At 67.6% G+C, this 25,822-nt stretch carries 20 protein-coding genes and 1 pseudogene; 11 read left to right on the forward strand and 10 right to left on the reverse strand.

What is annotated here, in order from left to right; all coding sequences use genetic code 11:
* Positions 1 to 64: 64 nt before the first annotated feature.
* Positions 65 to 436 (reverse strand): hypothetical protein, encoded by a 372-nt coding sequence (locus ACY466_RS07500; RefSeq protein ID WP_463251181.1) that lies wholly within the window; start codon positions 434 to 436, stop codon positions 65 to 67.
* 88 nt (positions 437 to 524) lie between these two features.
* Here ACY466_RS07500 and ACY466_RS07505 point away from each other — a divergent pair, with 88 nt between their 5' ends.
* Positions 525 to 1,529, forward strand: coding sequence for a manganese catalase family protein (locus ACY466_RS07505; RefSeq protein WP_463251182.1), 1,005 nt, complete (start codon positions 525 to 527; stop codon positions 1,527 to 1,529).
* Here the strand turns inward: ACY466_RS07505 and ACY466_RS07510 are convergent.
* The 4 genes and pseudogenes from ACY466_RS07510 to ACY466_RS07525 form a co-directional block, all read right to left on the reverse strand.
* On the reverse strand, positions 1,526 to 2,692 hold the full coding sequence (locus tag ACY466_RS07510; RefSeq protein ID WP_463251184.1) for an iron-containing alcohol dehydrogenase: 1,167 nt from the start codon (positions 2,690 to 2,692) through the stop codon (positions 1,526 to 1,528). The two genes, ACY466_RS07505 and ACY466_RS07510, sit on opposite strands and share 4 nt — an antisense overlap.
* A gap of 64 nt (positions 2,693 to 2,756) precedes the next feature.
* Positions 2,757 to 3,477: pseudogene (locus tag ACY466_RS07515) on the reverse strand (potassium channel family protein).
* A gap of 123 nt (positions 3,478 to 3,600) precedes the next feature.
* Positions 3,601 to 4,497 carry a universal stress protein gene (locus ACY466_RS07520; RefSeq protein ID WP_463251187.1) on the reverse strand — a complete coding sequence of 299 codons (897 nt, stop codon included), beginning with the start codon at positions 4,495 to 4,497 and terminating at the stop codon, positions 3,601 to 3,603.
* A 172-nt stretch (positions 4,498 to 4,669) separates the two neighbouring features.
* Positions 4,670 to 5,542: a universal stress protein gene (locus ACY466_RS07525; protein ID WP_463251189.1), complete on the reverse strand. Its 873-nt coding sequence runs from the start codon at positions 5,540 to 5,542 to the stop codon at positions 4,670 to 4,672.
* A 219-nt stretch (positions 5,543 to 5,761) separates the two neighbouring features.
* Here ACY466_RS07525 and ACY466_RS07530 point away from each other — a divergent pair, with 219 nt between their 5' ends.
* The 5 genes from ACY466_RS07530 to ACY466_RS07550 all read left to right on the forward strand — a co-directional run bounded on the left by ACY466_RS07530 (position 5,762) and on the right by ACY466_RS07550 (position 12,920).
* Positions 5,762 to 6,988, forward strand: coding sequence for a diguanylate cyclase domain-containing protein (locus ACY466_RS07530; protein WP_463251191.1), 1,227 nt, complete (start codon positions 5,762 to 5,764; stop codon positions 6,986 to 6,988).
* Between the two features lie 130 nt (positions 6,989 to 7,118).
* Positions 7,119 to 7,790 (forward strand): response regulator, encoded by a 672-nt coding sequence (locus ACY466_RS07535; protein ID WP_463251194.1) that lies wholly within the window; start codon positions 7,119 to 7,121, stop codon positions 7,788 to 7,790.
* Entirely contained in the window at positions 7,783 to 9,492 is a 1,710-nt protein-coding gene (locus tag ACY466_RS07540) for a GAF domain-containing sensor histidine kinase (protein WP_463251197.1), read from the forward strand. The genes ACY466_RS07535 and ACY466_RS07540 overlap by 8 nt, the downstream gene beginning before the upstream one ends.
* A 150-nt stretch (positions 9,493 to 9,642) precedes the next feature.
* Entirely contained in the window at positions 9,643 to 10,521 is an 879-nt protein-coding gene (locus tag ACY466_RS07545; RefSeq protein WP_463251200.1) for a universal stress protein, read from the forward strand.
* Positions 10,518 to 12,920, forward strand: coding sequence for a phosphoketolase family protein (locus ACY466_RS07550; RefSeq protein ID WP_463251202.1), 2,403 nt, complete (start codon positions 10,518 to 10,520; stop codon positions 12,918 to 12,920). The genes ACY466_RS07545 and ACY466_RS07550 overlap by 4 nt, the downstream gene beginning before the upstream one ends.
* A gap of 11 nt (positions 12,921 to 12,931) precedes the next feature.
* Here ACY466_RS07550 and ACY466_RS07555 read toward each other — a convergent pair whose 3' ends face one another.
* Positions 12,932 to 14,056: a TDT family transporter gene (locus ACY466_RS07555; RefSeq protein WP_463251204.1), complete on the reverse strand. Its 1,125-nt coding sequence runs from the start codon at positions 14,054 to 14,056 to the stop codon at positions 12,932 to 12,934.
* A gap of 68 nt (positions 14,057 to 14,124) precedes the next feature.
* Complete coding sequence (locus tag ACY466_RS07560; protein WP_463251205.1) at positions 14,125 to 15,048, reverse strand: LysR family transcriptional regulator; 924 nt, start codon at positions 15,046 to 15,048, stop codon at positions 14,125 to 14,127.
* A 111-nt stretch (positions 15,049 to 15,159) separates the two neighbouring features.
* Between ACY466_RS07560 and ACY466_RS07565 the strand changes: the two genes are divergently transcribed.
* Both ACY466_RS07565 and ACY466_RS07570 read left to right on the forward strand, forming a co-directional pair.
* Positions 15,160 to 16,338, forward strand: coding sequence for an epoxide hydrolase family protein (locus ACY466_RS07565; RefSeq protein ID WP_463251207.1), 1,179 nt, complete (start codon positions 15,160 to 15,162; stop codon positions 16,336 to 16,338).
* Positions 16,339 to 16,391: 53 nt separating this feature from the next.
* The gene (locus ACY466_RS07570; RefSeq protein WP_463251209.1) at positions 16,392 to 17,216 is read left to right on the forward strand and encodes a helix-turn-helix transcriptional regulator; all 825 of its coding nucleotides are present in this window, start codon (positions 16,392 to 16,394) and stop codon (positions 17,214 to 17,216) included.
* Between the two features lie 19 nt (positions 17,217 to 17,235).
* Here the strand turns inward: ACY466_RS07570 and ACY466_RS07575 are convergent, their stop codons facing one another.
* Both ACY466_RS07575 and ACY466_RS07580 read right to left on the reverse strand, forming a co-directional pair.
* Positions 17,236 to 18,795 (reverse strand): AMP-binding protein, encoded by a 1,560-nt coding sequence (locus ACY466_RS07575; RefSeq protein ID WP_463251212.1) that lies wholly within the window; start codon positions 18,793 to 18,795, stop codon positions 17,236 to 17,238.
* Between the two features lie 89 nt (positions 18,796 to 18,884).
* Entirely contained in the window at positions 18,885 to 20,204 is a 1,320-nt protein-coding gene (locus ACY466_RS07580; protein ID WP_463252171.1) for a cytochrome P450, read from the reverse strand.
* Between the two features lie 200 nt (positions 20,205 to 20,404).
* Between ACY466_RS07580 and ACY466_RS07585 the strand changes: the two genes are divergently transcribed.
* The gene (locus ACY466_RS07585; RefSeq protein WP_463251216.1) at positions 20,405 to 21,001 is read left to right on the forward strand and encodes a TetR/AcrR family transcriptional regulator; all 597 of its coding nucleotides are present in this window, start codon (positions 20,405 to 20,407) and stop codon (positions 20,999 to 21,001) included.
* A 65-nt stretch (positions 21,002 to 21,066) separates the two neighbouring features.
* Positions 21,067 to 22,203, forward strand: a complete 1,137-nt coding sequence (locus tag ACY466_RS07590) for an N-acetylmuramoyl-L-alanine amidase (protein ID WP_463251218.1) — start codon at positions 21,067 to 21,069, stop codon at positions 22,201 to 22,203.
* A 49-nt stretch (positions 22,204 to 22,252) separates the two neighbouring features.
* On the opposite strand, the gene ACY466_RS07595 is transcribed toward ACY466_RS07590, so the two are convergent.
* Positions 22,253 to 24,025: a nitroreductase family deazaflavin-dependent oxidoreductase gene (locus ACY466_RS07595; RefSeq protein ID WP_463251222.1), complete on the reverse strand. Its 1,773-nt coding sequence runs from the start codon at positions 24,023 to 24,025 to the stop codon at positions 22,253 to 22,255.
* Between the two features lie 208 nt (positions 24,026 to 24,233).
* On the opposite strand from ACY466_RS07595, the gene ACY466_RS07600 reads away from it, so the two are divergent.
* Entirely contained in the window at positions 24,234 to 25,742 is a 1,509-nt protein-coding gene (locus tag ACY466_RS07600; RefSeq protein ID WP_463251226.1) for a SulP family inorganic anion transporter, read from the forward strand.
* The last annotated feature ends 80 nt before the right edge of the window (positions 25,743 to 25,822 follow it).

Genomic DNA, 25,822 nt, shown 5'->3' on the forward strand with positions numbered 1-25,822 from the left:
TGTTCGCGCGCACGATATTTCCGGTGCAGGTGCGCATTCCGTACGCAGAATCGGGGCGGGAGGCTCAGGCTCGCTCGGACTCGACCAGGTTCACCGCATCGGCCAGGCCCAACCCCGGATGCTTCTCCCGCAGCGCCTTGATCGCCGCCACTCGTGACGAGGTCGACGCGAGGGCGTCCACGACGTCGGACTGCGGAACGTCCTCGGGGTCGACGGAACCCAGCGACTCGAACCGGCCCCACCGGGACAGGAACGACAGCAGGAAGACGGTGACGGCCAGGATTCCCACGCCGAGCTTGATGACGTTCCATGCGGACGGATCCGATGCGGCGTCACCGATCAACCCCGGCCCGATCAGGACGACGAGGATCAGCAGCAGGGCGGGCTTGCCCCACGTGGCGATGGCCGGGTGCTCGTACCACTCTCTGTGTGCCATGTCCTGAGCTTTGCATACGACATTCATCCTGGCCAGACCCCGATGTCGTGCCCGGGGAAAACTGCGGGAAAGGTTTCCAACCCCCCGGGTGACGGGGCATTCGTTCGGTGTGCGGCAGCGAGCCGTGCGCGCCGAGGAGGCCCCCATGTACTTCCACGTACAGCAGCTCATCCACGAGATCGAATCCGACGAGCCCGATCCCGCCGCCGCGAACGCGTTGCAGGAGGGTCTCGGCGGTCAGTTCGGCGAGATGCGCACGATGATGCAGTACCTGTTCCAGTCCATGAACTTTCGCGGCGCATCGGCCAAGCCGTACCGCGACCTGATCCAGGGCATCGGCACCGAGGAGATCGCGCACGTCGAGTTGATCGGCACCACGATCTCACGCCTGCTCGACGGTTCCCCCCGGTACCAGGGCAAGAAGGAAGACCCGCTGGACACCCCCGGAGCGGGCGGCGCCGTGCCGCTGAACATCGCTCTGTCCGAGGGGAACATCCACCATTATCTCGTCGGTGCTCAGGGCGCGCTGCCCGTCGACTCCGTTGGTAACCCGTGGAGCGGTAGCTACGTCTACAACTCCGGCAACCTCGTGCTCGATCTGCTGTACAACCTGATGCTCGAGTCGACCGGCCGTCTGCAGAAATGCCGTATCTACGAGATGACGGCCAACAAGACCGCTCGTTCGACGATCGCGTACCTGATCGTGCGGGACCAGGCGCACGAGAACGGGTACGCGAAAGCGCTCGAGACGCTCGGGGTGGACTGGAAGAAGATGCTTCCCATCCCCAAGACCAACGCCGAGCAGTTCCCCGAGGTGAAGAAGCTCGTGGACCTCGGCCTGCAGAGCAAGCAGTACACGTTCGACCTGAAGGGTCAGTCCGAGGCGGGCAAGATCTTCCAGGGGCTCTCCCCGTCGAAGGACGGCACGAACCTCGACGCGAGCGAGCAGGCCCCCGTCGGTGTTCCGCTGGACATCGCGCCGGAGCGGTTCGAGGAGTTCTCGCCCGGTCTCGATCCGGAACTGCTGGAGCTGATCCAGGCGACGGCCGACATGGAGTTGGCCGACATCGACGCCCAGTTCGGTCCCGTCTAGACCCCGGCGTAGACCCGACGGTAGAGGTCGACGATCTCCTCCGCCGTCGGGACCACGGGGTTGTTGTTCGGGCTGCCCGACGCGAGCGCCTGCTCGGCCATCAGTGGGAGCAGCCCGTCCCAGCGTGCTTCCTCGATGCCGAAGGTGGCGGGGGTCGGAACCTCGACGTCTCGGCACAGCGTGACGATCGCGTCGAGCAGTTTGCCGCCCGCGCTGTGGTCGGAGTCGCTGTCGGTCGCGGCACCGAGAGCGCGGGCGCAGTCCGCGTAGCGCTCCGGTGCACCGTTCAGCGAGAACGCGGTGACCGCCGGCAACAGCATCGCGTTCGACAGGCCGTGGGCCACGTGGAAGTGCGCGCCGATGGGTCGGCTCATGCCGTGCACCAGACACACGCTCGCGTTCGAGAACGCCATCCCGGCCTGCGTCGACGCGTGCATCATCGCCTCCCTGGCCGCCCGGTCCTCACCGTCCCGGTACGCGCGGAGCAGGTGCGTGCCGATGGTGCGGATCGCGCTCAGGGCGAGACCGTCGGAGATGGGGTTGGCCTTGGCGCTGACGTACGCCTCGATCGCGTGGGTCAGGGCGTCGACGCCGGTGTCCGCGGTGAGGCGAGCGGGCATCGTCAAGGTCAGTTCGAAATCCACGATGGTGGCGATGGGAAGAAACGACAAACCCGGGCACAGCATCTTCTCGTCGGTGTCGACGTCGGTGATGATGGTGAACTGTGTTGCTTCCGAACCGCTTCCGGCCGTGGTGGGGATGGCGACGATCGGTAGCGCGGGTCCGCGGTAACTGACCGGCGCCTTGTAGTCGCGCATCTCGCCGCCCTGGAGTCCGAGGACCGCGAGGGCTTTCGCGGTGTCCATGGGACTGCCACCGCCGAAGCCGACGACGGCGTCCGCCTCGTGGCCGCGCAGCGCCTCGACGCCCGCCAGGAGGGATTCGGTCGTCGGATCGGGCACGGTCTTCGAGAACGCTGCGGGCTGGAGTCCCGCGTCGGTCATGATCGTCATCAAGCGATCCGCCGTGCCGTTCCCGGCCAGAAAGGCGTCGGTCACCAGCAACGGCCGCGTGATGCCGAGGTCGACGAGGACGGCTCCCAACTCGTCGACTGCACCGGACCCGAGCTTGAGAAATCGTGGAAACGAGATGTTGGCAACCATGTTCCGAGTATCCATCGCTCTCGTGACCCGGGGGTGTGGTTCGGTGAATCGGCGCGTGGCGCCGTCATCGGCGCGCGAGCTCCTCGCGTAGGTCCCGGATCTCCTGGCGCAGGGCTCGCACGTCGGCCTCCTTCAGATCGTTCTGGCTCGAATCCTTGTCGGCGACACGCTGCACGATCCACGACGCGATCGTCGCGGTGATCGTTCCGACGAGGCTGATTCCACCGATCATCAGCAGGACCGCCACGACGCGTCCGGTGGTGGTGACCGGATAGGTGTCGCCGTACCCGACGGTGGTGATGGTGGCGATCGACCACCAGACGGCCTGACCGAAGGACGTGATGTCGGCGTCGGGGTCGGACCGCTCCGCCTGCAGCACCGCGAGCGACGCGACGTAGACCAGGAGAGTCGCACCGGCCACGGTGTAGGCCACGACCCGCCCTCGAATGGCGTTGCCCACGGCCTTCTGCAGGGCGCCGAAGAGAATCAGCAGAAGTACCGGTCGAAGCGGTCGCAGCAGCGGCAACGCGACGACGGCGAGGTCGAGCAGGTGGCGGACGAACCACCGCCGGCGATCGGAGGCCAACGTGAGCCGGATCCCGGTAGTCGATCGCGAACACCACCCACGTCGCGACGGCCACGAACTCGAGGGCCGACGATCCCCGCGCCCCCGGCCGAACCAGGACTTCGACCGAGTAGCTCGCGAGGAACACCAGGGCGAGCGCGGCCAACGGCCACTCCGTCTTGTTCTCCCACCGAGTGAGAGCGTCGGGTTCGGCAGTCATCGTCCGAGTCTGAGTGCTGACGGCGGGGGAGGGCTCGGGACACGCCCGGCGGTCCACCCGTTTCGACGGCCTGCGCTCGCGTCACCGTCGAGCACGTCCCTCGACGGGAATCCTGACCCCGGGTCAGCGACGCCCGGTGGGAACGACGACCACCGGGACCGACGCTCGATGGAGCACCGCGCGGCTGGTGGAGCCGAGCAGCAGCGCCGAGAAGCCGCCGCGCCCGCGACTACCGGTCACGATCATCTGCGCGTGCCGAGCCGCGGCCACGATCTCCCGTGCCGGCTTGTCCCGCACGACGATTCGTTCGACGTGCACGTTGGGATGTTCCTCCTGATATCCGGCCAGACTGGTGGCCAGCGAGGTGGCTTCGACCATCTCGAGGTTCTCCGGAGACGGGTACGCGTGTGTCTGGGCGGCGATGACGCTGACGTCGGCGTCGCTCCAGGCGTGCACCGCGATCACGTCGGTGGAGCGCCGGGCCGCCTCCTCGAACGCCCACTGCACGGCGGGTTGGGAATTCGACGTGCAGTCGACGCCGACCACGATGGGGCCGTCGAGCAGCGGTTGATCGGCGGGCGGTAATCCCTTCACGACGACGATCGGGCACACCGCATGCGCGGCGACGGCGGTTCCCACCGACCCGAGCAGGGCGCCGGTGAATTCACCCAGGCCGCGGGAGCCGAGAACGAGCATCGTGGCGGTCTCGGAGTGACGGATGAGCGCGGCTGCGGCAGATCCGTGTTCGAGGAACGTGTGCACGGTCAGAGGTGCGCCGTGCGCGGCCTTCAGAGCCGTGTCCTTCGCCGTCGACAACGCGGCTTTGGTGAGGACCTCGCGTTGACCCACGACGCCGATCCGGAGGTCGACCCCGTCGGAGAACGAACCCGGGGAGGCCAGGGCGGACGAGACGATGTGCAACGGCAGTTGTCGATGCAGGGCCTCGACCACCGCCCAGCGCACCGCGTCCGAAGCCGAGTCGGATCCGTCGACTCCGACCACGATGGATGACGTCACCATGAAGAACTCCTCTGTGAGCGGTCGCGGCGCTCGGGCCGCGGGGTGTGGGGTGGAGCCGATGAATCGGCCGCCCGGGTTCTCACTGTCTCGCGCGCACGGTGGGCGGCGACAGGGACCTTCGGCGTCGGTCGTGCGGACCAACGGCCCCATCGGCGGCAGCAGGTAGGCCCCGTCAGCGGACGACGAGGACGCTGCAGTGGGAATGGTGCACCAGGTTCTGGCTCACCGAGCCGAGGAACGCTCCGGCCACCCGGCCACGTCCACGGCTGCCCACCACCATCAGTTGCGCGGACGTCGACAGCGACCGAAGCGACGAGGAGGGCGATGTGTCGGAGCTGACGGCCTCGACCGTCACCTCGGGGAACTTCTCGCAGAACGGCCGGATGTGCTCGGTCAACCACTGGTGCTCGGTGCGTCGCACGCTGTCCCAGTCGACGTATCCGGCGCCCATGCCGACGCCCACCTTGGCGACGAGACCCCAGTAGTTCGCCGCGAGGACCGGAGCTCCGGCGGTGCGAGCGAACTCGAGTGCAGCGACGAGGGCCTGATCGGACTCGGGGGAGCCGTCGACGCCGACCACCACGGGTCGGTCCGGTCCGTGCCCGCTGCCCGGCTCCTCTCGTCGGATCATCACCGGGCACCGGGCCCGGTTCACCACGCGAATACTGTTGCCACCCATGACGATGTCTCGAACCGGTCCACTGCGGCCGGACCCGAGGACCACCATGGTGGCCTCCACGTGGGCGACGTACTCCGCGATGGGACTTTCCGTGGTGACGGTCTCGACGTCCCCGGACGGGTCGACGCCGCGAACCGCGTTCGCGGCGGTCTCGAGGTGGCGTCCGCCGACGGTCTGCATCTCGTCGAGGATGCGCTTCTCGGACACGTCGGCGACGCTGCCGAGGTACCACTCGGGGTTGGGCATGGAGTGGACCAGGCGCAACGAGATCCGGGTACGACGCGCGTGGTCCGCGGCCCAGCGGGCGGCGGCGAGGGCGGTGTCGGTTCCGTCGATTCCTACGACGATGGGAGCGGGAGTGATCATGGGGTCCCTTTCGGGTCGGTCGCGGCGGGCTCGAGTCGTGTCCTCGAGGTGTCGATCGTCGTTGCCGCGTGGTGTGGACCGACAGAGTCCTACGGTCCCCGAACGCGCGGACCGAAGTCCCCGAATTCCCGAGGACCTCCGCGGTCGTCGTAGTCGGACATGTCGGCTTTCGCTGGTGTAACCTGCGGCAATCGGTGTCCGACGGCGAGGGGATCGAGCATGAACGATCAGGCGGCCGCACCCGACGGCATCGTGCGTCGGTCCATCGACCAGTTACCCTCGCTCATCGGGTACTGGAATGCTCAGTTGCGCAACGTCTTCGCGAACCGGGTCTATTCGACGTACTTCGGATTCGACCCCTACCGCCTCGTCGGGATGCACATGCACGACGTCCTCGGCGCAGACCTGTTCGCACTCAACGAGCCTTTCGTGACGGGGGTGCTGGCCGGCGTTCAGCAGCAGTTCGATCGCACGCTCGTCGACGTCGAGAACATCGCTCGGCACACCCAGACCACCTACGTTCCCGACGTGGTCGACGGTGTCGTTCTCGGTTTCACGGTGCTCGTGGTCGACGTCTCCGAGCGAGTGGAGGCGGAGCGTCAACGAGATCAGGCCGTGCGACTGTTCAAGGTGGCGATGGAGAACGCGCCCATCGGGAAAGCCGTGCTGAGCATGGACGGCCGGTGGCTGCAGTTCAACCGAGCGCTGTGCGAGTTGACCGGGTATTCCCGTGAAGAACTGCAGAACAAGACGTTTCGCGACATCACACACCCCGACGACGTCCCCCTTGCCGACGCTCATCTGGCCGGGCTTCTGGACGGATCGATTCGACACGTGGAATCCGAAAAACGCTACGTACGCAAGGACGGGGCGACGATCTGGGTGCAGCGCAACGCGACGGTGGTTCGAGACCACGAGGCCGGTGACGTGATCATCGCGCAGATCCAGGACATCACGGCCCGCAAGACGACCGAGGAGACGCTTGCGCGACAGGTGATGATCGACGATCTCACCGGGCTGGGGAACCGCAGGCGGTTGATGTCCGATCTGTCGTCTCCGCTGGTCCGCGGTGACGAACCTCTGGGGTTTCTGTATCTCGACGTCGACGAATTCAAGTCGGTCAACGACCGTCACGGTCACGCCGTGGGCGATCGCGTGTTGATCGAGATCGCGCGTCGTCTCGTGGCGAACACCCGCGATGGTGATCTCGCCTGCCGTATCGGTGGTGACGAGTTCGTGCTGGTCGTACGTAGTGCACATTCGCTCGACGACATTCAGCGACTCGCCGACCGTATCCGCACGTGTGTGTGCGCCGACCACGACATCGACGGCGTTCGGGTCCGGATCGCGATGAGCGTCGGAGTCAGTTGGAACCCCGGCGGCGTCGACGCCGAGGGTCTGCTGCGCGACGCGGATGCCGACATGTATGTCTCGAAGCGGCGCTGATCGGCACCCGATCCCGAGCGAAGGACCTTCGTCGTTCGTTCCGGTGACGTTGTCGAGCGCCGATGTCGTCGGATCGACCGTAGGCTCGATGTGCATGCGCCCACCGAGGACGCCCGCGAGAGGAGCGCACATGACCACCGTGTTTCTGGTCGACGATCACGAGATCGTGCGGCGCGGACTCATCGATCTCATCGATTCCGATCCGGGTCTCGAGGTCATCGGCGAAGCCGGATCGTGCTCGCAGGCGTTGGCCCGCATTCCGGCTCTCCGCCCGGATGTGGCGGTGTTGGACGTGCGACTTCCGGACGGGAACGGAATCGAGCTGTGCCGTGAGCTTCTCGACCGATGCCCCGAGCTGAAATGCATGATGCTCACGTCCTTCACGGAGGATCAGGCGATGTTGGACGCCATCCTCGCCGGCGCGAGCGGGTACGTGGTGAAGGACATCACCGGTATGGAGCTGACGCAGGCGATCACGGATGTCGGACAGGGAAAGTCGTTACTCGACAATCGCGCTGCGGCTGCGCTGATGGACAAGCTGCGAGCGGGCACGGCCGAACCGGGTCCGATCGATCACCTGACCGGGCAGGAGCGCACGTTGCTGGATCTGCTCGGGGAAGGTCTGACCAATCGTCAGATCGCCGCGAGGATGTTTCTCGCCGAGAAGACCGTGAAGAACTACGTGTCCAGGTTGCTCGCGAAACTCGGTATGGAGCGTCGTACGCAGGCGGCCGTCTACGCGTCCAAACTGGCGGACGGGTCGCCCACCTCCGGTGATTTCTCGGGGTTCCGCGATGGATGATCGCAACCACGGGTCGGTGTCGGCGCTCCCGCAGCTGCGCCTCGGGGAGCTTCTGGTCGAGGTACAGGACCGCATCGAGAAGATTGCCGACGCGAGGGCGCAGGCCGACGGTCTGCTCGACGCCATGTTGGTGATCACCTCCGGGTTGGATCTCGAAGTGACCCTGCGCACGATCGTCGAGTCGGCGGTCGAACTGGTGGACGCCCGCTACGGTGCGCTCGGGGTGCGAGGGGACGGCCACGAGCTCAGCGCGTTCATTCATCACGGAATGGACGACGACGTCCGGGACGGAATCGGCCGGCTTCCCACGGGGCGTGGCGTACTCGGTCTGCTGATCGATCACCCCGAGGTAATCCGACTCGACGACCTGTCGCAGCACCCCGAGGCCGTGGGTTTCCCGGCGAATCATCCGCCGATGAAATCCTTCCTCGGCGTACCGATTCGGGTACGCGACGAGATCTTCGGCAATCTCTATCTGACCGAGAAGAAGAACGGTCTGCAGTTCACCGAGGACGACGAAGTGGTGACCAAGGCGTTGGCATCGGCCGCGGGCATCGCCATCGAGAACTCGCGTCTGTACGAGGAATCGCGCGTTCGCCAGGCGTGGATGGAGGCGATGCGGGACATCAGTACGGAACTGCTCGCCGGTACGAAGACAGCCGACGTGTTGCAGATGGTCTCCCGTCGGGCGTTGCAACTGACCACCTCCGACGTCGCGTTCATCGCGGTTCCGGACGACACGAATCAGGATTCGACGTCGACCACGGAACTCGTGGTCACCGTCGCGGAAGGTGTCGATACCGGGAAGCTCCTCGGGGTCGTCATCCCCCTCCACGGATCCAGCACCGGCGCAGCCTATCTCCGCAGGACCGCGTTCCGAGTCGAGCGACTGGAGTTCGACGCCGAGATTCTGGGAGCCGAGGACTCCGGCCCCGCGCTCATGGCGCCGCTGAGAACGGCGGGAGGAGTCAGCGGTGTGCTCGTCGTGGTGCGAGAACGCGGCTCGGCGCAGTTCAACGACACCCAGGTCGAGTTGATGTCCCGCTTCGCCGATCAGGCGGCGCTGGTCATGCAGATGGCCGAGACGACGCGCCGGATGCACGAACTCGACGTGTTGTCGGATCGGGACCGCATCGCTCGGGATCTTCACGATCACGTCATCCAACGTATTTTCGCCGCCGGCCTGTCGCTGCAGAGCACGTTGCGCCGGACCGAATCGGATGTGGTCCGCCGGCGTCTCGCACAGACCGTCGACGATCTTCAAGAGACGGTTCAGGACATTCGGACAGCGATCTTCGATCTGCAGAGCACGTCCCACACGGCAACACGCCTGCGACAGCGAGTGGAGGGTGCTGTGAACGAATTGACGGCACACGGCTCCACCCGTGCCGTCGTCCGCATGTCGGGCCCCCTGTCGGTGATCGACAGTGCGCTCGCCGACCACGCGGTGGCCGTGGTTCGCGAGGCCGTGAGCAACGTCGTCCATCATGCGCACGCCGACACCGTGACCGTCGTTCTCTCCGTGGGCAACGATCTCCGTATCGACATCACCGACGACGGAGTGGGGTTGCCGGACAACGTGTCCGAGAGCGGCCTGGCCAACGTCCGAGCGCGGGCGAAGGCGTGCGAGGGTACGGTCGCCATTCGCACTCCGACGACGGGAACCGGGACCGAACTGGAGTGGATCGTGCCCCTTCCCTGATCCGAGATTGCGCCGGCTGTGGTTCCCGAAGGACCTCCGGCCCGGGACCTCTGCGCCGGGTGAGGGGACTTCGGGCCCTGCCGAGCCCGCTCCCGGGCGGCCATGCTCGGTACGGAAAGCGCAGTCTCTCTCGACGAACAGGAACTCACCATGGTCGCCACGAACAAGATCGTCGTCGGAGTCGACGGGTCCGCGCCGTCGCTCGACGCCGTGCGATGGGCGACGCGCGCCGCCGTCCGTCGCGCAGTGCCGATGGAGCTGGTCACGTCGACGCTGTTCGTACCCGGCACGTACGCCGACGCCATCGACCTCCGAATCGGCGTGTTCGCCGATCAGGACGTGGCGGCGAAACGTGTTCTCGCCGAGGCGGTCGAGGTCGCGCACGACACCGCCGGATCGCGGACACTCTCGCTCGACACCCGACTCGAGCACGGGCCCGCAACCCGGGTCATGATGCAGTCGGCCACGGACGCGGCCATGATCGTTCTCGGCTCGCGAGGTCTGGGCGAGTTCACCGGCGGCCTGATCGGGTCGGTCAGCACCGCCGTCGCCACGCACGCACCGTGCCCGGTGGTCGTGGTCAAGTCCGACGAAGTCGAGGAAGGTCCCGTGGTGGTCGGCGTGGACTGCACCCCGAACAGCCGACCGGCGCTGGGCTTCGCCCTGGAAGAAGCGTCCGCGCGCGGAGTCGATCTGGTGGCCGTTCATGCGTGGAGCGACCTCGAGCTCGCGACGGAGATGACTCGTGATCTCGACAGTCGATGGTGGGAGGCCGAGGTGGCCGAGAACGTCTCGCTCGCGGAGAGTCTGGCCGGATGGTCCGACGACTACCCGGACGTCACGATCCGCCGGGAGGTGGTCAAGGATCGGCCCGTCCGACAACTCGTTCGCGAGGCCGACCGCGCCCAGCTGATCGTGGTGGGAAGCCGAGGGCGCGGCGGATTCTCGTCCATGTTGCTCGGGTCCACCTCGCGAGCAGTTCTGCACTCGGTCGACATCCCCGTCGTCGTCGTTCCGACCGGCCGATGAGCGCCCCGATGCGCGATCGGGTGATCACCCCCGGTTACGGAGCGGCGGAACTCGATGCCGATCTGCGGTGGTGGGATGCGGCGAACTATCTGACCGTGGCCCAGATCTACCTGCAGGACAACGTTCTGCTGCGAGAGCCGCTGTCGGCAGCGCACATCAAGCCGAGACTTCTGGGTCATTGGGGTACGAGCCCCGGCCTGTCGATGATCTACGTGCTGCTGAACCGTCTGATCCGCCGGACACAGACGCGTTGGCTCTACGTCACCGGGCCCGGTCACGGTGGCCCGGCGATCGTGGCGAACACCTACCTCGAAGGGTCGTACAGCGAGATCTATCCGGCGATCTCACTCGACGCCGCCGGCGTGCTCGGTTTGTGTCGCCAGTTCTCCACTCCCGGAGGAATTCCCAGTCATGTGAGTGTTCAGACGCCGGGAAGCATCCACGAGGGCGGTGAACTGGGGTACGCGTTGACACACGCGGCCGGTGCGGCGTTCGACAACCCCGACCTGGTGGTGGCCTGCGTCGTCGGAGACGGCGAAGCGGAAACCGGACCACTGTCCGGCTCGTGGAAGATTCCCGCCTTCCTGAACCCGGTTCGCGACGGCGCCGTGCTGCCGATCCTGCATCTGAACGACGGAAAGATCTCCGGCCCCACGGTTCTGGGGCGCAGCACGGATCGGTCGATCGACGACTACCTGAGCGGGCAGGGGTGGGCACCGATCTTCGTCGAGGGAGACGATCCGAGGACGGTGTTCGCGGCATTCGAGGCCGCGACGACGCGCGCCCACGATCGGATTCGAGAGATCCAGGACGCCGCGCGCGACGGGCATCCCGAGCTGGACGTGCGGTGGCCGGCCATCGTTCTGCGCACTCCGAAGGGGTGGACCGGCCCGCGCGAGGTGGACGGAAAGCGAATCGAGGGCACGCACTGGGCCCACCAGGTTCCGCTGTCCGGAGTCCGGGACAACCCGAAGCATCTCGCGCAGTTCGAGCAATGGTTGCTCTCGTACGACCCGGCGACGTTGTTCGCCGACACCGGCGCGCCCGTGTCGGCGATTCGGGATCTGGCTCCCGAGGGAGACCTGCGGATGGGCGCTCTCCCCGAAGCGAACGGCGGCACGGTGCTGCAGCCCCTGGTGATCCGAGACCTCGAGAACTATGCGCTGCCCATCGAGGCGCCGGGACTGTCCTCCCACGAGACGACCACGATCCTGGGCGAGATGATGCGCGACATCTACCTCGACAACACCAGGTCGGACGGAGGCGGAAATTTTCGCCTGTTCTGCCCCGACGAGACGGCGAGCAACCGACTGCAGGCGGTGTTCGAGGCCACCGACAGGTGCTGGCAGTTGCCCACGACCGAGGTCGACGACGGACTCTCGCCGGACGGCAGGGTCATGGAGGTTCTGAGCGAGCATCTCTGCGAAGGGTGGCTCGAGGCATACGTTCTGACCGGTCGGCACGGACTGTTCGCCAGTTACGAGGCCTTCGCGATGGTCAGCGTGTCGATGTTGATCCAACACACGAAGTGGCTGCAGCACGCGGCGACCCTGGACTGGCGAATTCCGGTGGCGTCGTTGAACGTTCTGCTCACCAGTACGTGTTGGCGCAACGATCACAACGGCTTCAGTCACCAGGGCCCCGGCCTCATCGATGCGGTGATTCCCCTGGCACCGGACGTGGTTCGAGTCTGGCTACCGCCGGATTCCAACACGCTGCTCGCGGTGGCCGATCACTGCTTCCGCAGCCGCGACCACGTGAACCTCTTGGTGGTGGACAAGCAGAGCCATCCCCAGTATCTGAATCTCGCGGATGCGCGAGCGCACGCCGCGGCGGGTGCCTCGGTGTGGGAGTGGGCGGGTACCGAAGACGTCGAGCGGGCCGACGACCCCGACGTGGTGTTGGCCTGTGCGGGTGACGTGCCGACCGAGGAGACTCTCGCTGCGGCGCACCTTCTTCGTCGATGGCTTCCCGATCTTCGGGTGCGAGTGGTGAACGTCATCGATCTGATGGCACTCGTGCCGGTGGGCGACCATCCACACGGTTTCTCCCACAGCGACTTCGTGGAACTGTTCACGGACTCGGTCGAGGTGGTGTTCGCGTTCCACGGATACCCACGGGCGATCCACCAACTTCTGCACGGTCGTCCGAACGCCGAGCGCTTCCACGTTCGCGGGTTCATCGAGCAGGGCACCACCACCACACCGTTCGACATGGTGGTGCTCAATCGGACCAGCCGATATCACCTGGTGATGGAGGTGCTCGAGCGCGCGGGCGTCGGCGAGGACGGAGCAGCGCAACTGCGGCAGCACTGCGTCGACCAACTGGTGCGCCACGACGTGTACATCCGGCAGCACTTCGAGGATCTTCCCGAGATCAGGGACTGGCGGTGGTCGTGAACCAGGCAGGTTCACGCCTGCCGTAGGAGACTGCCGTCCCACGTGCCCCGAACGGTGCGGACCGCGACGACCGTCCACGCTCCGACCAGCAGGACGAACAGGATCACCGCGAGGGCGTCGATCGCCTCGGCGTTCAGCGCGGCTCCCAGAGCCGTGGCGCCGGTGACGCACGTGCCGACCGGGAACGTGAACGACCACCACGTCAACGAGAACGACATCCCGCGCCGTGCGGCATGGACGGTCAGGGCAGTGGCGAGGACGAAGACGAACGCGCCGACACCGCCCATGACCAACCCGAACGCGATACCGAACACGTGGAGTCCGTTCGCGACGGCGAGCTGTGATCCGGTGAAGACCACCGCTGCGTCGTGTCCGAGAAGGTTGGCCGCAGTGATGGATTGACCGACCACGCCGAGCGTGATCCACACAGTGGGCGCCGCCTGCGCGGTGAGCACCCCGCCGTGAAGGAGACGGCTGTAGACCGACGTGACGGTGACGAGACCGACCACCAGGGACAGACCGAACATGGCGTAACACGCGGCGAGCATCGTCAGTCGCCACTGCCCCTCGGCGACGTGGGGAATCAGCAGCGCGCCGGTGGAGGCGCTCACCATCGGGGGCACGACGGGCATCAACCAGGCAGGGAGGGCGACGGTGTCCTCGTGGTCGTGGCGAGTGATCATCACGTAGGGGACGAGGACGCTCGTCAGCAGTCCGCCGACCGTTCCGATCGTCCACAGCACGACGAAGATCGCGGTGGCGAGGTCGGTTCCGAGGACATCGGGACCGAGGAGGGCCGTCCCGGCGCCGACCGTGAGTACCGCCATGGGCGGCGCGCCGTAGAACTGCACCATCACGGGGTCTCGTGCGTAGGCCCGCGCACGGGAGCGATGACGGATCCAGTGTGCGGCGAAGGCACCGCAGAGTCCGATCAGGGCCGCGGCCGCCACGGCCCAGACGATCGTCGCGGCGGTGTGCAGACCGACCGGTCGAGTGGGGAGGGTCGCGCCGGCGGTGGCGACGATTCCGGTCCCCATCACGGACGCGAACCAGTTCGGGGTGACGTGCTCGAACACGCTGAAGGGCGCGGGTGTTTCCGAGACGAGGTCGCTGCTGCTCGGGGCGGTCGTCGTCATGCCCCCAGCCTGGGCCGTCGCCGGTCTCGCCGGTAGAGGGCGATCCGGTCACGATCCATAAGCTGCGCTTATGACTGCCGGCGTCGTTCGCGTCGACCGAGCGCCACCGACAGGAGGTCGGCCGCGGGCCCGGTCGGGACACGGCCGGTCGGCCACACCGCTGCGAGCGATCGCGACAGATCGAGACCGGGAAGCGGAACGGCCACCAACGTCCCCGACGCCACCTCGGCGGTGACGGCCAACGAGCTCAGCACGGCGGCGCCGATTCCGCCGCCGACCGCGGATTTGATGGCCGTGGTCGAGGACAGTTCGATCATCGGCGAGGCCACCGCACCGAACCCGGCGGCGCGGACGGCGCGCTCGAACGCGGACCGGGTCCCCGACCCCGCTTCGCGGGTCACCAGGGCCGTACCGACGACCGCGTCCACGGTCGGCATCGTCGACGCCCACGGATGGTCGGGGGCGACGACCAGGACCAAGTCGTCGCGAGCGACCTCGCGTCGGTCGAGATCCGCTGTCACGTCGGGACTCTCGACGAAACCGAGTCGCGCGTCGCCCGCCGAGACCGATTCGGCGACGAACGCGGAGTTGCCGGACAGCAATGCCGGCGCGAGGGTCGGCTGCAGAGCGTGCAACGTGACCAGCCAGCGCGGCAGCAGATACTCGGCCACGGTGAGACTGGCCGCGATCCGCAGGTGCGTGGCGCGGTCCGCGTGCAGGGCCGCGATCGCCGTCGACAGACCCGCCGCGGCCGTCACCACGGGTGCGGCCCAACTCGCGACCAGTTCGCCGAATTCCGTGAGGACCGTCCCGCGGGGGCCGCGTCGCACCAGCGGCGCGCCCACTCGCTTCTCCAGGGACCGAATGCGCGAGCTCGCCGCTGGTTGCGACATGCCGTGGGCCCGCCCGGCCTGTCCGATGCTGCCCAGCTCCGCCACCGAGAGCAGCAACTCCATGCTCGTGAGATCGGCGATGTGGGGCGGCAGAGGCATCGACCGAGCGTACCGAGGTCGAACGGGCCCCACACCGAACGCGCCCCACACCGAACGCGCCCCACACCGAACGATTGCGCGGCGCGCGTGGAGGGGACGAGACTTTCGACCATGACCGACCCGACGGCGATCGAGCCGTTCACCCTTGCCATCGACGACACCGAGCTGGACGACCTGAGATCGCGGCTCGCGGCCGCGCGCCTACCGGAACGCGAGACCGCGCCGACGAGCGAGCCGTGGCAGCAGGGCGTTCCGCTGGCGTATCTGGAGGATCTGGTGCGGTACTGGCGCACCGACTACAGCTGGCGGAGGGTGGAACGGGAACTGAACGAGCGCGGCCAGTTCCGTACGGTGATCGACGGGTTGGGCGTGCACTTTCTTCACGTGCGCTCGACCCGCCCCGACGCGCGTCCCCTGCTGTTGACGCACGGTTGGCCGGGCAGCGTCGTGGAGTTCCTCGACGTGATCGCCGAGTTGTCCGACCCGGTCGACCCCGCCGCGCCGGCGTTCCATGTGGTCGTGCCGTCGTTGCCGGGGTTCGGATTCAGCGACCGGCCGGCGGCGGCCGGGTGGGGTGTCGACCGCATCGTCGATGCGTGGGCGGTCTTGATGACGCGGCTGGACTATCCGCGTTTCCTGGCGCACGGGGGCGACTGGGGCGGTCCCGTCACCTGCGGCCTCGCGGTGCGGCACCCGGATCGAATCATGGCCATCCACACCACGTTTCCGCAGATCTCGCCGTCCGACGCGGACCCCTCGATGTCGCTCGACGCGCGGGAGACGGCCATGGTCGCCCGCACGGAACGCTTTCGCAAGACCCGCACGGCGTACGCGCGGGTGCAGGGGACGAGCCCGCAGACCATCGGCTACGCCCTGGTCGATTCGCCGGTTGCGCTGTTGGCGTGGATCATCGAGAAATTCGCCGAGTGGACCGATTCGACGACGGGGCCCGAGGAGGCGATCGCGCGAGACCGGCTCCTCGACAACGTCATGCTCTACTGGCTGACCGCGACCGGGGCGTCGGCCGCCCGTCTGTACTGGGAGAGTTACGCGCAGACCGCGGACTCGACGCCGATCACGGTTCCCGCGGGGTTCTCGATCTTCCCCGGCGACATCGCGCAGGTCCCGCGCCCCTGGCTCGACGGTCGATACCGGCACATCGTCCACTACCGCGCAATGCCTCGCGGCGGGCATTTCGCGGCGCTCGAGGTGCCGGACCTCCTGGTCGCGGAGCTGCGCGAGACCTTCGGCTCGGGCCTCGAAACCGATCCGCCGCGCGGCGCGGACTGACACAATGGCGCGGTGAACCTCGGCGCCGTGAGTCCCCGCACGGAACGTGCCTCGTGACGCCGGCGCCGCAGGTGTCGGACGACGAGATGACCCACGTCCTGGCCCGGGTGCGAAGGGCGTCCGGGGTCTCGGTGGCCTTCGGCGGCCCGGTCGACGACTCCGGTGTGCTTCGTCTGCAGAATTTCTGCGGATCCACCACCGGCGCGCTGCCGGGGACCGTTCTTCCCGTGCACCAGGGTCTGGGCGGAAAGGCCGTCGCGCTCAAACGCTCGCTGGCGGTCGACGACTACTTCGGTTCGGACCGCATCACGCACACCTACGACCGTGAGGTGCGGGCCGAGGGCATCCGCTCCGTGGTGGCCATGCCCATCGTGGTCGCCGGCCGCGCCGTCGCCATCGTCTACGGCGCGTTCCGCGGTCCCGAGGTGATCGGTGGCCGCGTTCAGGACGCGATGGCGCGTGAAGTGCGAGCCTTCGCGCGCGACCGACCCGGGCGCACCGCGGTGGACAACGGTGCCGGCTTCGGAGACGAGGCACGTCTTCGCGAGCGACTGCGGGACGCGCACGCCCAGTTGCGAGTGCTCTCGCAGAACGTCGGACACGCGGAGACCCGGTCCGTGCTCGAGCGCATCACGCGCGATCTTGCCGAGATCGATTCCGTGGCAACGGAACCGACCATCATGACCCCGTTGACGTCCCGCGACGTCGACGTCGTGACCCTCGCCGCCGCGGGACTGTCCAATCGGCGCATCGCGGACACCTTGGGCCTGTCCCCGCACACGGTGAAGAGCTACATGCAGACGGTCATGGCCAAACTCGGCGCGAGCACGCGGCTCGAGGCCGTCGTGGTCGCCCGACGGGCCGGGATCATTCCCTGACGGCCATCTCCGTCCGTGATCACCGCTGTCGCAACAGGAACCGCTGAATCTTTCCGCTCGGCGTCTTCGGCAGGGCGTCGACGAAGTGGACGGTGCGCGGATACGCGTGCGCGGCGAATCCGGTCTTGACCAACTGCTGCAGCTCGGCTTCGAGTTCGGCGGAGCCGTCGATTCCGTCGACGACGACGACGAAGGCCTCGAGGACCTCGCCGCGTAACTCGTCGGGTCGGCCCACGACCGCCACGTCCACCACGGACGGGTGCGTGATGAGGACGCTCTCCACGTCGAAGGGTCCGATGCGGTATCCCGCCATGATGATCACGTCGTCGTCGCGAGCGGTGAAGTAGAAGCGGCCGTCGTCGTCGACTCGACCGGTGTCGCCGGTGAGGTACCAGGCGCCGTCCTCGGTGAACCGCGCCGCGGTCTTGTCGGGGGCGTCGAGATAGCCGGTGAAGAAGATCAGCGGGCTCGCCGCCACGTCGATCGCGATCTGGCCGTCGACGATGCCGGCGGTGTAGCCGGGCATGGGGAAGCCCATCGAGCCGGGGACGACGTCGGCGCGGACATCGTCGTGCCAGTGGTTGTTGACGAACATGCCGTGCTCGGTCTGACCGTAGTGATCTCGGACCTCGGTGCCGAGTGCTTTCTTCGCCCAGTCGATGACGTCGGGCGTCAGTGGCTCGCCCGCCGAGGACGCGTGCCGCAGCGTGAACCCCGAGATCGACGGGTCCTTGCTCAGCGTCCGGTAGACGGTGGGCGCGCTCGCGAAGTTGGTGACCCCGAAGTCCGTGAAGATCCTCGCCGTCAGCGCGGCCGAGAATCCGGCGTGCAGCAACAGGTTCGGACGTCCGATCGCCAGCGGTCCGAGTACCCCGTAATACAGCCCGTACGCCCACCCGGGATCAGCCGCGTTCCAGAAGACGTCGTCCTCGGAGACGTCGAGGCCGTAGATCATGTAGCAGGAGAAGGCGGCCAGTGCCCGCACCGGAACCGGGACGCCCTTGGGTGCGCCGGTGGTTCCGCTGGTGAACAGCAGGATCAGGGTGCCGTCGCCGCCGACGGCCACGGATCGCTCGAGGGGGTCCGCAGCGGCGATCAGGTCGTCGAACTGCTCGCCGGCGACGATGACGGAGGCGTCGCTTCCGCCGAGCTTGTCCACCTGACTCGGTTCGGTGACCACGACGCGTGCGGCGCCCGCGGTGAGCCGCATCTCGATGGCCGGTGCCGCGAACGCGGTGAACAGCGGAATGTAGACGGCGCCCAGACGCGCGATCGCGACGAGAGCGACGACCAGCTCGGAGCGCTTGCCCATGAGGACGCCGACGGTGTCCCCGCGAGAGATGCCGCGGTCGGCGAGAACGGTGGCGAAGCGCTTCGATCGGTCCGCGAGTTCGCCGAAGGTCAGGTTCGTCGACACGATCTCGTCGCCGTCGACCTCGATGGTGGTGAACGCGACGGCCTCGGGATCGTGGCGATCGACCAGGAGCGCGGCGGCATCGGCGTCGGGTGTGGCGAAGGTGGCCAGCCAGTCCGCGACGGCGTCGTCGGTGGACAGGGGAGTGGCAGCGGTGGGTGTCATGGTGCGACCTCGATCCGTGAGTGTTCCGTGAGTCACAGTCTGAGGCGATTCTCCGGCCGCCGATACCCCCTGAAGTGGGTACTCGCCCGTCAGCGTCTCGAGAGCGTGACCTCGAACCCTTTCGGCATGAGGGTGAGGCGTTCCTCGACGACGAGTTCGTAGGAGTCGTCCGGGGTCACGTCGAATCGCTGCAGGACGGTGCCGAGCACGATGAGAGCCTCGTGGACCGCGAACTGACGTCCGATGCAGGCACGCTCGCCGGTCCCGAACGGCTTGTACGCGTGAGCGGGCCGGGAATGCACGTTCGCAGACAGGAATCGGTCCGGATCGAAGGTCTCGGGGTCGGGACCCCACACCGGGTCGCGGTGCAGGCCGGGAATGAGGACGAGTACCCAGTCTCCGGCTCGCATCGGGTGGTCGCCGGCGACGGTGTCCACGAGTGCTTCTCGCGCGTAGCCCGGCGCCGTGGGCCACAACCGAAGCGCTTCGTCGAGGATGCGCCGCACGAGTCGCAACTTCGCGACCTTCTCGAAGGAGGGGGCCTCGGTGCCCCAGACCGTATCGACTTCCTCGCGGGCGCGGGCCCAGAGCTGCGGATCCTGCGCGAGGTAGTACAACGCGAAGGAGAGTGCGCCCGAGGTGGTCTCGTGTCCGGCGATGAGGAACGTGAGAATTTGGCGCCGGATGTTCACCTCGTCGAGGGCGTTGGGATCGCCCTCGCGGGCCGCACCGAGCATGATGTCGAGGAGGTCGCCCCGGCCCGCGGTGTCGCCGGAACGGCGTGCGCGCACGATGTCGTCGATCAGGTCTGCCATGTAGGCCTTGTCGATCTCGTTCTGCCGGTCGCGCTTTCGGAACACCAGGTCGGAGACCACGGGAACGGAGAGGATGGCCCGGCGCTGATTGTGCGTCAGAGTGCGCACCATCGCCCGGACGAAGGGGTGGGTCTCGGCGGTGGAGAAGGAGTCGAAGCTGTAACTGAAACCGGTGCGACCGATGGTCTCGAGCGTCAGCTTCGTCATGTCGGACGAGACGTCGACCCGGTTTCTCGTCGACCAGTGATCGACCAGTTCGCCGGCCACGTCGAGCATGATGTCGTGATAGCCGCGCATGGCCGGAGCGGTGAACGCCGGACGGAGAAGGTCATGGGCCTTCTGCCAGTTGGGTTCGTGGTTGAAGGCGGTGAAGAGCCCGTCACCGGCAATCGAGCGCAGACCCGCGACGGCGGGGGCGAGGTGCTTGGCAAAGCGCGACTCGTCGCTGAGATCGGCCACCATGTCCGCTCCGCTGACGATCACGAATCGCTTCCCGAAGACCACTCGTTCGAACACGGGACCGAGCTGCGCCGCGAGGCGAATGGAGTCCTGCACGGGCGTGGTGGCGTGGACCCCGATCACGTCGCCGATCAGCGGAACGCGCCGCGGCGGGTGGGGGAGCGGACGGCGTGCGGCCGATCGCCGATTCGACGCTCGTTGTCCGGGCGGTACCGATGCGACCACGACGGCCCCCTCGCGTGTTGTGTGCCTGTGTTGTGTGCCCACGTTGTTGAACTCGATTCAGCAGTGACGTTACTCACTGTTGAATCGGTGTCAAGTACTGTGGGCGGGACATGACGACCTCACGGACTCGGCTGTCCCCCGACGCGCGCCGCACCCAGTTGCTGGAGATCGGCTCGCGGTTGTTCGCGGACCGGCCCTACGACGACGTGTGGATCGACGAGGTGGCCGACACCGCCGGTGTGTCGCGAGGCCTGATGTACCACTACTTCTCGTCCAAGCGGGACTTCTTCGCGGCGGTGGTCCGTGTCGAATCCGATCGCCTGGTCGAGGTGACCACGCCCGACGCGTCCCTGCCCCTCGCGGAACAGGTGTCGGCGGGGTTGGCCGCGTACATCCAGTACGTGTCGGATCACGAGCACGGAGTCCGCGCGGTCAACCGTGGGTCCATGTCGGGAGACGACGAGATCCAAGGCATCGTCACTGCGGAGCTGGCCGTCCAACATCGACGGATCATGGCGGCCATCGGCTCCGACGACGCTGCGGACGAAGTGACGTCGACGGCCGTTCGCGGGTGGATCTCCCTCGTGCGCGCCGTGTGCCTGGACTGGCTGGATCGGCGATCCATCACCGACACGGAGTTGCACGACCTCTGCATGCGAGCCCTGTACGGACTGCTGTCCGAGAGGATCGACACGGTAACGGAGTGATAACAATGGTCTCGTAGTGCTACTGAGGCTGGTGGGGTGGATGGGGTAGCTGATTCACTCGAGTCATGACCGTGACGAACGTCCGACGTGTGCCACGAGCGCCTCGACACCGATCCGCCGTACGCACCCTCGCCGCCCTGACCGGATCGGTGGTGATGCTGCTCGGGTTCGGGGCCTCCGTGGCCGCGGCTCAGCCCGCGCCGGCTCCGCCGGACACCTCGGCGGTTCCGGAGACGGATCCCAGCACCGTCCTCGCCGGACGTACCGTGTTTCTCGACCCGGGCCATCAAGGTGGAACCGACGGCAACGATCTCGCGCGACAGGTCCCCGACGGCCGCGGCGGCACGAAGGACTGCCAGACCACGGGAATGACCGCCCTCGGCGGCACCCCCGAGCACACGATCACCTGGAACGTCGCGCAGCTCGTCGAATCGAGTCTCGAGACGCTGGGCGCACGCGTCGTGCTCAGCCGCGCCGACGACACCGGCTGGGGCGGATGCATCGACGAGCGCGCCGCGGCCGCCTCCGAGTCCGGTGCCGACCTCGCGGTCAGCATCCACGCCGATTCCACGGCGGCCGTTGCCGATCCCGAGCGTCGTGGCTACCACCTCATCGTCCCGGAACTACCGGTTCCCGACGCGGCGGCCGACGCCGCTCAGCGCGGCGGGGGAGCCGACGCCACCGCCCGGATGAAGGCGGCCTACGACGCCGCGGACTTCTTGCCCGCGAACTACGCGGGTGCAGCGGACGGGATCCAGACCCGCGCCGACGTGGCCGGCCCCGCCCTGACGACGGTTCCCCTGGTGTTCCTGGAGATGGGCAACGGGGCGAACCCCGAGGATGCCGCGGTCCTGGAAAGCCAGGACGGCCAGGTGAGACACGCCATCGCGATCACCACCGGAATCGCGGAGTATCTCGTGGCGACCCCGCCGGCGAGTTCGGTACCGGCCGAGAGCGCGCCTGCGGCGACGCCGGCTCCGGCTCCGAACACACCGGCTCCGAACACACCGGCTCCGACCACCACGACGCCCGCGCCGCCGGCATCCGACACACCGGCCGCCGTGCCTGAGACAGCAGGGCCCGAGACCCCGCTTCTCGAGGCCGTTCTGTCGGCCCTGCTCGCGGTGTTCGAGCCGGCGGACGACTCCGACGCCCGCCCGCTCGCCGATCTGTTGCTGCCGTTGGTCCGCTCGTTGTCCTGACGGATCCGACTGCTCTCGGAGCAGTCGACCGTCCCGAGAGCGCAGAGCGTCAGCGGTCCGTGAAGGTCACCCGCACGGAGATCGGCGTGGTCTGCAACGCGGAGAAGGTCGCGGCGACGAGACGCGCCAGGACCGGGTTCGACGCGAACGTCCGAGCGCGGGCCGACACGTCGTCGTCCGGCACCAACTCCGCGTGTCCCTCGATCCAGGTTCGGCCCCGACGGACGCGGACCGCCGCGTCGGCCGCGATGTTCGCGCCCCACCCGGACCGCGTCCCGTGCTGCGCGATCAGCCAGCAGCCGTGGTCGTCGAACGTCGCGGCGACCGGCACCGTGCGGGTCAGCCCGGTACGTCGTCCCGTCGTCTCGATCTCGGTCATCAGCGCGACCGGAACGCCCAGGGCGGTCAATCCCCGCATCGCGGGGTTGGCGATACGACGACCGACCGCCCGCTCGATCCGAAATTTGCGAGACGCCGCAGAAGTCCGCGTCGTGTGCGGTGCACCGGCCGGTTGCGGTGTCCCGGCCGACTGTGCGATGCCGCGTCGGCTGCCGCGAAAGGCGGTGACGCCGTTGCGTTCCACCATCGACACGACGGTGCGCCAGGGCGAACGGTCGGGGTCCGGATCCTTGCCTGCGCCCAGCCGGTGGAGCTGATCGGTGTGCCACTGCAGATCCAGTGCGCCGTTGACCGGCTTCAGTTGCTTCAGCCGGCTCGCGGCACCGAGCGTCACCGTGGGCGACGGAAGACGTTCCACGGACCCGTCGAGAAGGGTCCGAGCGACGGCCGGATCGAGCACCGTGGGGCGCCCCAGACCGATGACGTCGCAGTCGCCCGACGCGATCGCGTCGGCCATCGCGCCGCGGGTGCGAAAGCCTCCGGTCACGGCGAGCGGAACGGAGCCGGCGGCGCGGCGCACGGTGCGCGCGTACTCGAGGAAGTACGCCTCACGCTCGCGAGTGCTGGCCTTCACAGGACGATTTTCGTGTCCCATCATCGCGGGTGATTCGTAGCTACCGCCGCTGATCTCGATCAGATCGACGCGCTCGTCCGCGAGGCGTTCGACCACGATGCGCGAGTCCTCCTCGCTGAAGCCGCCTCGCTGGAAGTCGGCCGAATTCAACTTGATGCCGACCGCGAACGTCGGGGACACGGCGGAGCGGATCGCCCGAACGGCCTCGACGGCGAAACGCATCCGGCCGTCGATGTCTCCGCCCCATCGGTCGGTGCGACGGTTGGCCGACGGAGACAGGAACTGGGACACGAGGTAACCGTGCGCCGCGTGCAGTTGCACGCCGTCGAACCCGGACGACTCGGCGACGAGAGCCGCGGTGGCGAATCGCTCGATGATGTCCTCGATCTCCGCCTCGGACAGCGGCCGAGGAGCGGGCAACCCGGCGATCCCGACGGCCACGGCCGACGGCGCCACCGCCTGGTCCCTGCTCGCGAGCGGATTCGCCTGTCGGCCGGGGTGATTGAGTTGCATCCAGATCGGTGTCCCACCGCCGGTGCCGGCCTCGGCCCAGCGCGTGAGCGCGTCGCGATGCCGATCGTCCTCGATCACCACGTTGCCGGGCTCACCGAGATGGCGACGGTCGACCATGACGTTTCCGGTGAGCACCAGTCCGTATCCGCCGGCACCCCAGGCGGAGTACAGCCGCTCGAGCCGTGCGTCCGGGGCCAGCGACGCGTCGGCGAGGCTCTCGCTCAACGCGGCCTTCATGAGTCGGTTCGGCAGGATCTGCCCGCACGCGAGCGGTAACGGCTCACCGAGCGAAGCCGACGAGCCCTCGAGATGGGCTCCGGGTGGCGTCTGGTTCATCGTCGTCCCTTCCGTGCCGAGCACGTGTGGTCGATCACAACTGCTTCCGTCTGCGCACATAGTAGGCAGGGGTCGTCGACAGGCAGCGGCGTCCGTCGTGTGGGTCCGCCACGTGGTCTCGATTTCTGTTGGTCTCTTACGTAAGGGTAGATTTCTCGGGCGGTGCGTCGCCGCCCGCATTCTTCGTATTCGGCAGGAAAGAACCCACATGTCGCACTCCCCGGTGCTCACCCCGGTCATCGACGAACATTCGGTGCTGAACGCGCTGCGCTCTCCGCGCCGACTCAAGACCGAGATTCTGGCCGGGCTCGTCGTCGCCCTGGCGCTCATCCCGGAAGCGATCTCGTTCTCGATCATCGCGGGCGTCGATCCGCGAGTGGGATTGTTCGCGTCGTTCACGATGGCGGTGACCATCTCCATCGTCGGTGGACGCCGGGCCATGATCTCCGCCGCCACCGGGGCGATCGCACTGGTCGTGGCGCCCCTCGCGCGCGAGTACGGCCTCGACTACCTCATCGCCGCCGTGATTCTGGGCGGCGTGCTGCAGGTCCTGCTGTCCGTGCTGGGAGTTGCGAAGCTGATGCGGTTCATCCCGCGCAGCGTGATGGTCGGCTTCGTCAACGCGCTCGCCATCCTGATCTTCACCTCGCAGGTGCCCTACCTGATCGGCGTGCCGTGGCTCGTGTATCCGCTGGTGGCGGTGGCGCTGGTCATCATGGTCGTCCTGCCGAGGCTCACGACCGTCGTGCCGGCGCCGCTGGTGGCGATCGTGCTGCTCACCGCGGCGACCATCGTGTTCGCCCTCGCGGTTCCCGACGTCGGCGACGAGGGCGAACTGCCGTCGTCCCTGCCCGCGTTCCTGATTCCCGACGTCCCCTTCACCGTCGAGACCCTGTCCATCGTCGCGCCGTACGCGCTCGCGATCGCGCTGGTCGGCCTCCTCGAATCCCTCATGACGGCCAAGCTCGTCGACGACATCACCGACTCGCACTCGAACAAGACCCGCGAGGGGTGGGGCCAGGGTGTGGCCAACCTCGTCACCGGTTTCACCGGCGGCATGGGCGGGTGCGCGATGATCGGTCAGACGATGATCAACGTGAAGGTCTCGGGCGCGCGGACACGCATCTCGACGTTCCTCGCCGGAGTATTCCTGCTGATCCTCGTGGTGGGGCTCGGTGACATCGTGGCGCTGATCCCGATGGCGGCCCTCGTCGCGGTCATGATCATGGTGTCGGTCGGCACGCTCGATTGGCACAGCATCCACCCGAAGACGTTGCGCCGCATGCCCAAGAGCGAAACCCTCGTGATGGTCGCGACGGTCGCGGTCACCGCGGCCACGCACAACCTCGCCTACGGCGTGCTGGTGGGCGTCCTCACCGCCATGGTGCTCTTCGCGCGCCGTGTCGCCCACCTCACCGAGGTCGTCGATGTCGCCCACCCGGACGACGACACCCGCGTGTACGCCGTCAAGGGCGAACTCTTCTTCGCGTCGAGCAACGACCTGGTCTATCAGTTCGATTACGCGGGCGATCCCACGAACGTGATCATCGACCTGTCCGACGCCCACGTGTGGGACGCGTCGACCGTCGCGGCGCTCGACGCCATCACCACCAAGTACGCCGCGAAGGGAAAGCGCGCGGAGATCGTGGGGCTCGCGGGAGCGTCGGCGGAACGACACGATCGACTCACCGGGAACCTCGAGGCGGGCCACCAGTAGCCGACGCGGAACCGTCGTTCGCAGGTGCGTGCGGCGGAGGCAGGGGATGATGTCGGTGCGGGGGGCCCGAAACGAACGTC

It is taken from the genome of Rhodococcus sp. K11/5 (assembly GCF_055193735.1).

What these genes read in the sequence shown, in the direction of transcription:
- ACY466_RS07575 (WP_463251212.1), bottom strand. Translation starts at nt 18,795, where the DNA reads ATGACACCCACCGCTGCCACTCCCCTGTCCACCGACGACGCCGTCGCG.
- ACY466_RS07520 (WP_463251187.1), bottom strand. Translation starts at nt 4,497, where the DNA reads ATGGTGACGTCATCCATCGTGGTCGGAGTCGACGGATCCGACTCGGCT.
- ACY466_RS07600 (WP_463251226.1), top strand. Translation starts at nt 24,234, where the DNA reads ATGTCGCACTCCCCGGTGCTCACCCCGGTCATCGACGAACATTCGGTG.
- ACY466_RS07525 (WP_463251189.1), bottom strand. Translation starts at nt 5,542, where the DNA reads ATGATCACTCCCGCTCCCATCGTCGTAGGAATCGACGGAACCGACACC.
- ACY466_RS07590 (WP_463251218.1), top strand. Translation starts at nt 21,067, where the DNA reads ATGACCGTGACGAACGTCCGACGTGTGCCACGAGCGCCTCGACACCGA.
- ACY466_RS07530 (WP_463251191.1), top strand. Translation starts at nt 5,762, where the DNA reads ATGAACGATCAGGCGGCCGCACCCGACGGCATCGTGCGTCGGTCCATC.
- ACY466_RS07500 (WP_463251181.1), bottom strand. Translation starts at nt 436, where the DNA reads ATGGCACACAGAGAGTGGTACGAGCACCCGGCCATCGCCACGTGGGGC.
- ACY466_RS07565 (WP_463251207.1), top strand. Translation starts at nt 15,160, where the DNA reads ATGACCGACCCGACGGCGATCGAGCCGTTCACCCTTGCCATCGACGAC.
- ACY466_RS07550 (WP_463251202.1), top strand. Translation starts at nt 10,518, where the DNA reads ATGAGCGCCCCGATGCGCGATCGGGTGATCACCCCCGGTTACGGAGCG.
- ACY466_RS07585 (WP_463251216.1), top strand. Translation starts at nt 20,405, where the DNA reads ATGACGACCTCACGGACTCGGCTGTCCCCCGACGCGCGCCGCACCCAG.
- ACY466_RS07555 (WP_463251204.1), bottom strand. Translation starts at nt 14,056, where the DNA reads ATGACGACGACCGCCCCGAGCAGCAGCGACCTCGTCTCGGAAACACCC.
- ACY466_RS07535 (WP_463251194.1), top strand. Translation starts at nt 7,119, where the DNA reads ATGACCACCGTGTTTCTGGTCGACGATCACGAGATCGTGCGGCGCGGA.
- ACY466_RS07545 (WP_463251200.1), top strand. Translation starts at nt 9,643, where the DNA reads ATGGTCGCCACGAACAAGATCGTCGTCGGAGTCGACGGGTCCGCGCCG.
- ACY466_RS07595 (WP_463251222.1), bottom strand. Translation starts at nt 24,025, where the DNA reads ATGAACCAGACGCCACCCGGAGCCCATCTCGAGGGCTCGTCGGCTTCG.
- ACY466_RS07560 (WP_463251205.1), bottom strand. Translation starts at nt 15,048, where the DNA reads ATGCCTCTGCCGCCCCACATCGCCGATCTCACGAGCATGGAGTTGCTG.
- ACY466_RS07540 (WP_463251197.1), top strand. Translation starts at nt 7,783, where the DNA reads ATGGATGATCGCAACCACGGGTCGGTGTCGGCGCTCCCGCAGCTGCGC.
- ACY466_RS07510 (WP_463251184.1), bottom strand. Translation starts at nt 2,692, where the DNA reads ATGGTTGCCAACATCTCGTTTCCACGATTTCTCAAGCTCGGGTCCGGT.